This window comes from Mesorhizobium sp. USDA 4132 (assembly GCF_056279545.1).
On sequence record NZ_JBWCCP010000001.1, the window covers coordinates 3,814,199 to 3,825,505 of the forward strand.

Consider the following 11,307-nt stretch of genomic DNA (forward strand, 5'->3'; position numbering starts at 1 on the left):
GATCGCATGAGGATTGCGAAATCTGCGCTGATCGACCCGGCTCGCAATGAAGTCTACGGCGTGGCTGCGGTCGCGCTGTCCTTCTTCGTGTTCGCCTATTCGAGCCGGTTCGGGCAGATTTCGATCCTCGCCTATTATGGCCTCTGGTTCCTGCTGGTAGTTGCCGACTATCGGCAGGCTCTCGGTAATTATCTGAAATATCTTTGGATATTCGGATTTGCGCTGTTCTGCTTCGTCTCCGCCTTCTGGTCGCCCGCCTTCGGCATCTCGCTGCGAACCGCGATACAATACCTGACGCATGTCGTCTGTGCGCTGATCGCCATGCGCACGATCAGCGTGCTGACATTGACCCGCGGTGCGATCCTGGGCACGGCGATCGTGCTCGTCTTCTCCATCCTGTTCGGAACCTACCTCTACGACGCCATCGACGGCAGTTATAGTTTCGTCGGAGCCTTCTCCTCGAAGAACCAGCTCGGTTTCTACGCCTCGCTCGGCCTTTTCTTCGCGGCGTCCTATCTGCTCATCTGGCGGCAGAAAGGTCTCTGGTTGATGGCGTCGGGCGGCGTCGGCCTGCTCAGCGCCTATTGCCTTCTCGCCTCGCAGTCGGCGACCTCTGCCATTACGACCGCCGGCGTCTTGGCGCTCTGCGCCGGTTATATGCCGGTCGCACAGCTTTCCCCCAATCACCGCAAGCTGCTGGTCTCCGGGCTGGTGGTGGTCGGCGTGGTCGCGATCATCGGAGCGCTGCAGATGGGCGCTGTCGATGCCGTTCTCGGCATCTTTGGCAAGGATTCGACGCTGACGGGACGGACCTATCTCTGGCAGCAGGGAATCGAGGCGATCCGCGACAACCCGATTCTCGGCACCGGTTATCAGGGTTACTGGGTTCCCGGCTTCGCCGATGCCGAGAGGCTATGGGATGATTTCTTCATCACGGCCCGTAGCGGCTTCCATTTCCACAACACGTTCATCGAGGTCACCGTCGAGACCGGCCTGATCGGGCTCGCCCTATTGTGCATGATCATGCTGATAAACGTCTTCGGCCATCTGAGCGCGATGCTGAGCCGCAATCGCGATCCCGCGTCGACGCTGTTATGCGCGCTGAGCGTTCTGTTGCTGATCCGGGCCTTCGTCGAAGTCGACGTACTTTTCCCCTACCAGATCGGTTCATTCCTGATGTTCTACGCGGCCGGCCGGTTGACCCTTCGCCAGAAGTCCGCCGAATTCACCTCTCATCCCGTTGGAGGCCGGCGGACCGTTACCGCTTGAGCTTTTCGAAGAGGTGCTCGGCGAGCCGGAGCGCCAGCGCCACGGCCGGCAGTGTCGGATTGGCATGGCCTCCTGTCGGGAACAGGCCGGTGCCGGCGAGATAAAGATTGCCGATGCCATGCACGCGGCAATTGGCATCCGTGACGCCATCATCGGGTGTATCGGACATGCGGCTGAGGCCGATCTGGTGATAACCGTCAAACGCCTGGCTCAGCACGGCCTGCCGCCGCTGGGCAGCATCATGCAGATATTCCAGCCGACCGACCCCGGTTCGACGTAACCACGTATCGAGAATCTCGTGCGATTTCAGGACCGAACTGACGTCCTGTTCGACCACTTGATAATCGACGACAAGGGCGGCCTGCCTGCCCGCTCCACCCTGTTGAAGGTGGACCCGGCTTTCCGGATTGGGCACCTGTTCGGCATGGTAGCGAAGCAGATAACGACCTTTCGGATTGATCAGCGTACGCCACGGCTCGATGCGCCTCTCCAACATATTGAGAAGCGACCCGAACAGATCGAATACCAGGCGGCGATCGGCGCGGATATTCCGCCAATGCTGCCGGCGGTCGATATTCTCAGGCCCCTTGGCCGTCGGTGCCAGGCCATTCGAGAGACGGCGGTAGAGGCCGAACATTTTCAGGAACAGATAGATGAGCGACAGCGCGCCTGAGGCATGCGCGGGGTCGGCGACCGAAATCGCGTCGATCCAGAAGACGCAATTGAGAAGCCCCTCCTCTGCCTGGATCTCCGGCACGATCTGCAGCCTGCGACGAAAGACATAGTTTTCGTCGTCGACATTGAAGGCGAAATGGCTCGCGATCCTGGACCTGTCGAATTGCAGCACGGCAATGTAGCCCGTGAGGTGACCTTGATAAAAACGGCCGAGCGGACCGCTGGTACCGCCCAATGCCTCTGGCTGCCTCTCCCGCAGAGCAAGCAGCAGGCGGACATTTTCCAGCCCTCCTCCGGCAAGCACGAAAGTCCTTGCCGTAATCTGGCTTTCCTGCCCCGCGCTGTAGGTGGCGAGGCCTTCGACGCGTCCACCAGAAGCATCAAGCGTGATGCCTGAGACGATCGTATTGACGAGACGAATACGTTTGGAAGCCTTGAGCCGCTCTCCGTAAACCGGGCCAAGATCCGGAGACCGGCTCCATCGCTCCAGAGCGTTCGTATCGACCCCATGGTCGGAAACGTCGATCGCCTCAAAAGCAGGCTCGGCGGCATTGCAATTGAGGAATGTCAGCGCCTGCGGATAATGGCGGCGAAGCTCCTCGTGAGAAATGGGCCAGCCGGAAAAGGGGACATGATCTCGCTTCTGTAGATCGATATCGTCGAAGGTAACGCACCGGCCGCCCCAGAGCGCGGAAGCTCCGCCGATGCCTGGCCGAGACATCGCCATCGAAGCTGCATGATGGCCGTTGGTGAATTCGATATCACCGGCACCGGCATCATCCGTTGCTCCGCCCGCACCCATCTCGACAAGGGTTACCGAGAGCCCCAACTCCTCCAGCTTGAAGGCGAGTGCCAACCCGACGGGGCCGGCGCCGACGATGCAGACATCCGTCGTCTCAGTCTCAGTATCTGCTGAAGCCATGTATGCCTTTGAGAGAGAACCTTGGATTACCAGCACATAGAGCATGCCGGCAGAAAGGGAACCGCCCATGCACCGCTAGAAGCTGACCGCCTTCGGCTCGATGGCCACCAACCGGCCGCCGTCGATCTTGTAAAGCCCGATCTTGCGCTCCGCCATACCACTCGGCGTAAAGCGGAACAGACCCGTAACCCCTCGAAAACCGGTCTTTGTCATCAGCATTTCCGGCGTCAGTGCCGCAGCACCCTTACCTCTGACGATGCCGGCAGCGACCGCTATGCTGTCGTAACCCTCGGCGGCATAGACCGAGAGCGAACGTTTGTTGAAACGGCGATAGCGCTCGCCGATCAGCAGCGAAGCATCCGGATCGACCGCTGCGATGATGACGCCGCTGGCTGCCGGATCGGAATAAAGCTCCATCGGCCAGTGGCTGGTTCCGACAACGGCCAGTTTGGCGAAAGAGGCCCTGACACCCTTCAAGATAGGCCCGATCGCCGCAGAATCACCCATCAGCACCAGGGCACCGGCATCATCGAGCAAAGCCTTGTTGCGGGTAAGCAGGTCACCAAGCGGCGCGGCTGGATCATAACGAACCACGCCGATCAGCGCACCGCCGGCCTGGGTGACGGCCGATCTTAGGCGCTCTTCGTCAACGCCGGCTATGCTGTTGGGCGTCAGAACGACAACTCTCTTGTGGCCGGAAGCGATGACCGGGTGCACACCCCGAGCAACGCTCGCCACTTCGTCAAACCCGAAATTGAAGACTTTCGCGCCGGTTACAGGACTTGAAAGATTGATCAGCGGCGGTCGCTGATCGGCCGGAATGGCGGCAATCGCCGCCGTCGTCGCCTGCGGCGCATAACTGATCAGCAGACCGGAATTGCGTGCCTTGGCAGCTGCGAGCGCCGCAGCCACCGTAGTTGGCCCTCCCGCCACGTCGACCACCTTGATCTTCATCACAGCGGCATCGTCAAGTTCGCCGATGGCAAGCGCCGCACCGTCGCGTATGTCGCGCGCGGCGCCCTCATAGACGCCGTTCGGCGCCTTTGTCAGAAGCAGCGTAATTTCCGTCGAGCCCCGGCCGAATGTTTCCTCAACCATGGACGGCGGCGGCTTCAGCGCCTTGTCGTCCAGAACCTTATCGGCGACGGACGAGGACTCGCAGCCGGAGAGAACGGCGGCAGCAAACAGACTTAGCAGCCATAAGCGTACCGGACGCAGGCGCATCGTCATCCGGAAGGTTTTATGAGCAATGTCGGCGAGATCTGAACAGTAAAAAAATGAACGTCCCTGGGGCATTTCGTGGACCACTCTGCGGCCTTCTTGATTGTCGCGGCGGCATGCTAGCCCAGACAAAACTCATTAACAAGCGCCCACGTATGAATATAAAATTTTATGCTTTTTCTCTCAAATAACTTATTTATGGATTATCTATCTTCAAAAACCAGAAATTCAGGCGGCTTTGCTAACTTCTCCTCAACAAGGGAGACAGAAAATGGCAAACAAAAAGAATACGCTGAAAGCCGCAGTCGTCGCCACACTAGTATTACCATTCATTGCTTCAACAGCACTATCCGCCCCCATGAACAAGCAACAATTTCAGATCAATACTGGATCAACGGTATCGATCATCGGAAGTCATTTTCTTGAATATCTTCCGAAGCCGCTTTCCATCATGGCTTCGCTTGCATTCGGAAACGTACAGGTTGCCGCAGCATTTCAGACATTCAGCGAGCTCGGCTCGAAGATCGCTCTGCCTGCGGCAAGACCTGCGAACGTGACCGAGGTCGCAATTAAGCCGGCCGACCTTTACCCGTCCCGGCGAGTAGAATCAGCACCGTCCAACGGCGCCGTGTTCGATACGGTCGCTATTCCTTTCAAGCGGCTTGCCGCCTTGAAGAAGCTCGCTCCGGCTCTCGAAGAGATGGACAATGGCACTGCAGTGAAATGCAACGGCAAGGGCTGCAGCCCTGCCTTTGCCGCCATCCAGCTTGTCGGCATGAACACGTCGCAATCGTCGCTCCGCGACAAGCTCAATGCTGTCAACGCCGCGGTGAACCAGTCCATCCGCTACCGCACCGACCAGGACGCCTACAAGGTCGCTGACCGCTGGAGCACTCCGCAGGAAACGCTCAGCCTCCAGCAGGGCGACTGCGAAGATTTCGCGATCCTCAAGATGGCGGCGCTTCGTGCGGAAGGCATCGATCCCAACCAGATGTCGATCGTCGTCCTGTTCGACCAGAAACGCCACTTTTACCATGCCATTCTCTCGGTCGAAGCCGGCGGCAAGTTCTTCATTCTCGACAACATGCGCAATCAGGTTCTCCTGGACACCCAGCTTCCCGACTACATGCCGCTCTACTCCATCAAAGGCGGCAAGGGCTTCCTGCATGGCTCACGCCGCAAGGACCAGAACGTGGCGATGGTGACGCCGCTGGAAAAGATTGCGCCGGGCGAAGGCGCCAACTTCTAAGCTTTCCATGGCCGGCGCGCGTTGCGCTCCGGCCTTAAACCTTGAGAACATCAATAACGGGAAATATAGCCGACCAGCATCGGCTTTTCGTGCGCCGGGGCAAGGGCCAGATTGATCTGACCCTTTATGACCTGCCTGGCGCAGGAGATCGTGAAGCCGGTATTCAAGGTCTTGCCACGGTTCATCTGCAGCGTATCCATGGCATCCTCGATCTGCGTGTCGATCGAGAACTTCAAGGTCTTCATCAGCTGCGACGTATCCTCCCCCACCAACCGCTGCCGAAGCATGACGAGAAACGGCTCGTTGAAGAATTGCAGGCGCTTTTCACGTGTCAGCACCACCGTCGGCGACGGCGAAGCCTGGACCAGCGCGTTGAGATTTTCGAGCGACGAGACATCCTCGACCGTCGCCAGCCGCCCAAGCGCCCATTTAAGGCTGAGGACGCGCAGCAACGAGGTGAGATTGCCCGCTTCCGGCATCTGGGCCGCAGTGTACTGAACCAGATCGCCCGTGGTTATCTTGCCCGCCGCCGACATCCGGCTGAGGCCTTCCCAATAAATCTTCTCAAGCCTGATACCACGGCGCTCGCCATTGCGCGCGACAACCGCGCGAAAACGCGGCTCGACTTCTTCCTTGTCGATGATCGGCAGCGGGTCGCCCGCAGGTTCGATGACGGACATTGAAAGCGCACCTGATTTCATTGGAGGCCTCTACCGCTCGGTAAGCGCATCGGAACGCGCCCGATTGATAGGCTTCATAAGGTAGCTGAGGACTGTCTTGCGGCCCGTCATGATTTCCGCGGACGCAATCATGCCAGGAATGATCGGATAGAGCTTGCCGTTGCGTTCCAGCTCGGACTTGTTGGTCTTGACCTGGACGAGGTAGTAGGTCTCGCCCTTTTCCTTCTCAACGATACTGTCAGCGGAAACGTTGGTCACTTCGCCTTCGAGCCCGCCAAAGATCGCGAAATCATAAGCCGTGATCTTGACGATCGCCGGTTGCCCGCGGCGGACGAACGCAACGTCGCGTGGCGATATCCGCGCCTCGATCAGCAGCGTGTCAGCTGTCGGAACAATCCCGGCAACCACACGGCCCGGATCCACATAGGCGCCGATCGTGTTGACTTCCAGGGTATTGACGATGCCGTCGACCGGCGAGCGAATGTCGGTACGCTTGACGCGGTCCGAAGCACCGCGGATCGTCTGATCGATGACCGAGAGCTCTGCGAGAGCTTGCGCCTTGTCGGTGAGGGCCTGTTGACGAACCGCCAATGAAATTTCACCCACTTGGAGCTTTGCTTCATCGACAGCACCACGAAGGCGTATCAGGCTTTCCTGATAGACCTTGAGCTGACCCTGCTGGTCCGTAAGCTGGCTTTCGATCGTCAGAAGCTGCGTCTGCGAGACCAGCCCCTTTTTAGCGAGAGGACCGTAAAGATCGCGCTGCCGCATCGAGGAGGCGATATTCTGTTCAAGCCGATCAATATTGGCATTGGCTTCGCTGAGTTCGTTCTGACGCTGCTTCACACGCTCCTGCAGCACATCAAACTTGTTCTTGTAACTGGCCTTGTTCGCCGAAAACAGCCGATCTTCGTTGTCGCAGACGTTCTTGGCGACCTTCAAGACATCCGCCGGACATACGAACGGCTGGTCGTACTCGCCTTTTTCTTCCATCTGCAGGCGTGCGATCTTCGCACCGATCGCCCTTGCCTTGGCAACCGATTCCCCGAGCGTCGATTCGGTTGTCGTATTGTTCAGCTGAACAATCAGATCGCCTTTGCGGACCACCTGGCCGACCTGAACCGCAATGTCCTGCACAACCCCGGCTTCGGACGACTGGATGATCTGGGTTTTGGAAATGGGAATGACCTTGCCTTCGCCCCGGGCGATCTCGTCGATCTCCGCAAGTGCGGCCCAGGCAAGGAATGTCGCCATGCAGGCGGCCACCAGCCCGACCAGCATGCGAGCGAAGAACGGAGGATTGTCGTGAACGCCTTTGCTCACGGCTTTGCTCCCTTGCGCTGCATCGCCTCAAGCACGGCAGCCTTCGGCCCGTCGGCAACGATACGGCCCTTGTCGATCACCACCAGCCGTTCGCACAGTTCCAGCATACTGAAACGGTGCGTGGCGATCAGCAGCGTCGTGTCGCGGCTGAATGCGGTCGAGAGCTTGGCGAGCAGGTGGCGCTCGCTCGCAAGATCCATGGCGCCTGATGGCTCGTCAAGAAAGACAATCTTCGGCTTGGTCAGCAGCAGGCGCGCGATCGCCAGGGCCTGTTTCTGGCCGCTGGAGAGATTGCTGCCGCGTTCGCCGACCGGCATGTCGAAACCGCGCGGATGGTTGGAAACGAACTCGTCGACGCCGGTCATCTGCGACACGTGGAGCAATTCCTCGTCCGTCGCATCGGCGCGGCCGATCAGAAGGTTTTCCTTCACCGTCCCCGAAAACAGATCGGATGATTGCCCGGCCACTGCCACCGCCGAGCGGACTTCCGACATGTGATACTGGCGAATATCGACGCCGTCGATCAACAGGCGACCGTCGGATGGCAGGAAGAGGCCGTCGAGAAGGCGGCCGAGCGTCGTTTTGCCCGAGCCGATGCGGCCGATGATCCCGACCCGCTCGCCAGGAGCGACGGTCAGCGAAAGCTGATTGATGACCTTGTAGTCAGAGCCCGGATACTGAAAGGAAACGTTCTGGAAGCTGAAGCCGCCCCGCTTGATCTCGCGGTTCACGAAACCCACCGTGGAGGGACGATCCTCCGGCTGTTCCATGATCTTGTCGAGGATCTTGAGCGACGTCATCGCCTGCCGGAACCGGGCAAGCGCCATGGCGATCTGGCCGAGCGGCGCCCCCGCACGGCCTGCCAGCATGACGGTCGCGATGATCGCGCCCATTGCCAGATGGCCCTCGGAAAACTCGTAGGTACCGGCGATCACGATCAGGACGCTGACCATCTGCTGGACAAGATTGGTGAGGTTCACCGCATTCGAAGAGACATGCTTGATTTCTTCGCTGGTGCGGCTCGAGAGCTTCATCAGTTCCTGCCAGCGACGCAGCATGCCCGCTTCGGCGCGAAGGCTCTTCACGGTCTCGATCGTCGAAATCGTCTCGACCAGCAGCGACTGACGGCGTGACGCCTCGTTGGTGGCCGCTGCCATGCGGTGACCGATCTTGGCCTGGGCATGCAGGCCGATCAGCACCGACAGCAGCAAGGCTACCGACGGGATCACCACAAGCCAGCCGGAAAGCGTGTAGATCACGATCAGGAAGATGAACACGAACGCCGTATCGATCAGCAGGCCGACCGTGTTGGACGTGAAGAATTCACGGACGAACTCGTACTGCGTGACACGGTTGGCATATTCGCCCGTCGATAACGGACGCGAAGCGAGCGTCGAATTCAACACCTTGTCGAAGATCATCTGGGACAGGCGCAAATCCGCGTTTCGCCCGGCATGGTCGATGAGGGCGGCACGGGCGGTCTTCAGCAGGAAATCGAACGTGTAGGCTAGCGTGATGCCGATGGCGAGCACCCAAAGCGTCGGAAACGCCTTGTTGGGAAGCACGCGGTCATAGACGTTCATCGTGAACAGCGGCGAGCCGAGCGCAATCAGGTTGATGAACAGCGCAGCCATGATGACGCGGATATAGGTGCGCCAATAGGGAACCAGCGCCCGCAACAGCCAGTGGCGGCGCTCGATTTCTCCGGCTGTACCAACCGAGGCATGCTCGGACGCGTTCTGATAATAAAGCGTGAAGGCAAAACCGAAGCTCGGCTTCAGGGCCACGAGTTCCTGACGCGTCAGCTTGACGGGATTCCCCGAGGCCGGAACGAGATCCGTGATGTAGTTTCCATCGGGATCGGTTTCGAGTAGCGGCAGCACGCCGCCGTTCTCGAAGACGATGATGGCTGGGCAGTCGAAATTGCCCTCGCGACACTCGCGTTCGCCGTGGCGGATGACTTCCAGCCCGATACGCTGGGCAAGGTGTTCGACATCGTCCAGTTCCAGAGATTCGGAAACCTCATCCGGCAATCCGGAGAACAGGACGATGTCTGACGTCGGGCGCCCGTAAAAGCTCGCAACAGACCTGAATGCAGTTTTAAATGTCCGAAACGGCGTAGTATCTGCGTGGTCGAGCTTTACGTTGAGCATTTGGTCCTTGCCAATCCGTTACTGTCGGATCGGCGCCAGGAGATCCATGGGCATGCCAGCCTTTTGACGGGAGTCAACTTCGACATAGCCAGGATTCGTGACGCCACCCGGGACAGCAAACTCATTCCGGGCATACGCCTCAGCCTGGCCGACCGGCTTCAGCTTCATCGATTGAAGCAGACTGCCGGATGCGGCCAGGATCTTGTATTCGGCGAAAAGGGAAGCAAATCGTGCGGTTTCCGCAAGAATACTGGTGTTGAAACGGGTGTTCTGGGCATCCAGCACATCGAGAAGCGAACGCTGATTGACCTTGAATTGTTCGCGATACGAGGTGACAAGGCTGCCGTTCGTCGAGGACTGGCGCGCCAGGATCCCGGCCAGTTCGCCGCGGCCGCTACGCTCGTTCCATGCGGAGCGAATGGACTCTTCGACCTCGCGATGGGCCTGGGCCAAACCGTAACGCTGTTCGCTGGCGCGACGGATCTGCTCCTGCTCGCGCGCCTGATCGATACCACCGCGATAGAGGTTCCAGCGGGCGGTTACACCGACCTGAACGTCGTTGGTATTACCCTGGTTGCCATCGATGTCGTTGCCGACCCGCGCACTGCCCTGAAGATCGACCTTCGGGAGATAGTTGGCGCGCGAGCCACGCACACCGGCATCCGCCGCATCGACATCGGCATCGGCCGCATGAATCTGCGGGCTGTTTTTCTTGGCGATGAAGATCGTATCGTTCAGCGTCTTCGGAATGAACTTCGCGAGCGATACCGGCGCCTTCACGGGACCGATCGGCTCGCCGACCGTCTTCAGGAAACGGATCTTCGTGAGTTCCAGCTCTTCCTGGGCTTCGCGCAACCGGGCACGTGCCGCTTCGAGTCGCTCGCGGCCCTGCAGACGATCGGCGTCGGTCAGCGCACCACCCTGGATGCTGGCACCGATATCGCCGAGAATCTGATTGTGGGCAGCAACGTTCTGCTGCGCAATAGCGACGATCTTGGACTGAAGGATATACTCGAGATAATCTTGAGTGACCTGAAGAGCCAGCGACTCGGACCGCTCAACAACGCGGAACGAAGCGCCATCAACGCGCGATGCCTGCTGCTCGACCTGAGAACGGCGGCTGCCGCCGTCAAACAACGTTTGAGTAATCGTCAGGCTCGCATCGGACCCTTTAAAGTTTTCATAGTCGCGGGTAAGCGTACCTGTACTGCTGTTCGACAGTCTACGCCGGCTTACGCCCGCCTGCAAATCTATCGAAGGAAGATAAAGGCCCCGTGCCTGCCTCAGCTCGAATTCCACAGCCTCGCGGTTTTCTACCGCCTGCATGATCTGCGGGTTCGTTTTCAAGGTTTTTGCTACCGCTTCATCAAGCGTCATTGCATTGGCAGGCGCGCTAAACACGATCCCCAAAGCTACAGTCGCCAACAGCGTCGCTAAAATTCTTTTGCTCTTAAACAATCGGAAGCCCCTCGCCGATCTAAATCCCATTACGGCATTCATATACTGCGGCGATTTCGTTGGGAAGTATTATCATTTCTAATTCAGAGGCCCAAGCCCGCTCGGAATATTCCATAGCCTAGGGTTAATTACCAAATGGAAACTATCTATATAATTGTTTTCTATGCGAAATTTCTAACGACAAAATATCGGCCTAAAAACTTGTGGTTTGGCATCTAATTGCCCAGGCGTATACATTTACCTCTTGTGTAGCCTCCGAGACACATCGGTATGTCCCTTCCGTAGTTGGCCGCAAATCACGTAACGCCTCAAAAGTGTATAAAATTGAAGAGACTCAAGTTTTGGTATTATTTTATT

At 58.5% G+C, this 11,307-nt stretch carries 9 protein-coding genes; 3 read left to right on the forward strand and 6 right to left on the reverse strand.

Annotated elements, in window-relative coordinates; genetic code table 11:
* The first annotated feature begins 6 nt into the window (after positions 1-6).
* Positions 7-1,269, forward strand: coding sequence for an O-antigen ligase family protein (locus ACZ9IU_RS19310; protein ID WP_038545963.1), 1,263 nt, complete (start codon positions 7-9; stop codon positions 1,267-1,269).
* Here ACZ9IU_RS19310 and ACZ9IU_RS19315 read toward each other — a convergent pair.
* Both ACZ9IU_RS19315 and ACZ9IU_RS19320 read right to left on the reverse strand, forming a co-directional pair.
* Positions 1,259-2,866: an FAD-dependent oxidoreductase gene (locus ACZ9IU_RS19315; protein ID WP_038549692.1), complete on the reverse strand. Its 1,608-nt coding sequence runs from the start codon at positions 2,864-2,866 to the stop codon at positions 1,259-1,261. The genes ACZ9IU_RS19310 and ACZ9IU_RS19315 overlap by 11 nt on opposite strands.
* Before the next feature lie 75 nt (positions 2,867-2,941).
* Positions 2,942-4,096: a type 1 periplasmic-binding domain-containing protein gene (locus ACZ9IU_RS19320; protein ID WP_051899836.1), complete on the reverse strand. Its 1,155-nt coding sequence runs from the start codon at positions 4,094-4,096 to the stop codon at positions 2,942-2,944.
* Positions 4,097-4,258: 162 nt separating this feature from the next.
* Between ACZ9IU_RS19320 and ACZ9IU_RS19325 the strand changes: the two genes are divergently transcribed.
* Positions 4,259-4,513: a hypothetical protein gene (locus ACZ9IU_RS19325; protein WP_162182322.1), complete on the forward strand. Its 255-nt coding sequence runs from the start codon at positions 4,259-4,261 to the stop codon at positions 4,511-4,513.
* A gap of 25 nt (positions 4,514-4,538) precedes the next feature.
* Positions 4,539-5,336: a transglutaminase-like cysteine peptidase gene (locus tag ACZ9IU_RS19330; RefSeq protein WP_065814801.1), complete on the forward strand. Its 798-nt coding sequence runs from the start codon at positions 4,539-4,541 to the stop codon at positions 5,334-5,336.
* Between the two features lie 50 nt (positions 5,337-5,386).
* Here ACZ9IU_RS19330 and ACZ9IU_RS19335 read toward each other — a convergent pair whose 3' ends face one another.
* Genes ACZ9IU_RS19335 through ACZ9IU_RS19350 form a run of 4 tightly spaced genes read right to left on the reverse strand, consistent with a single transcriptional unit; the run spans position 5,387 to position 10,950 of the window.
* The gene (locus ACZ9IU_RS19335) at positions 5,387-6,016 is read right to left on the reverse strand and encodes a ribbon-helix-helix domain-containing protein (RefSeq protein WP_244446577.1); all 630 of its coding nucleotides are present in this window, start codon (positions 6,014-6,016) and stop codon (positions 5,387-5,389) included.
* A 30-nt stretch (positions 6,017-6,046) separates the two neighbouring features.
* Positions 6,047-7,297 carry an HlyD family type I secretion periplasmic adaptor subunit gene (locus ACZ9IU_RS19340; protein WP_051900193.1) on the reverse strand — a complete coding sequence of 417 codons (1,251 nt, stop codon included), beginning with the start codon at positions 7,295-7,297 and terminating at the stop codon, positions 6,047-6,049.
* Between the two features lie 38 nt (positions 7,298-7,335).
* On the reverse strand, positions 7,336-9,492 hold the full coding sequence (locus ACZ9IU_RS19345; RefSeq protein WP_038545971.1) for a type I secretion system permease/ATPase: 2,157 nt from the start codon (positions 9,490-9,492) through the stop codon (positions 7,336-7,338).
* An 18-nt stretch (positions 9,493-9,510) separates the two neighbouring features.
* Positions 9,511-10,950, reverse strand: coding sequence for a TolC family outer membrane protein (locus ACZ9IU_RS19350; protein WP_157885177.1), 1,440 nt, complete (start codon positions 10,948-10,950; stop codon positions 9,511-9,513).
* Positions 10,951-11,307: the final 357 nt, after the last annotated feature.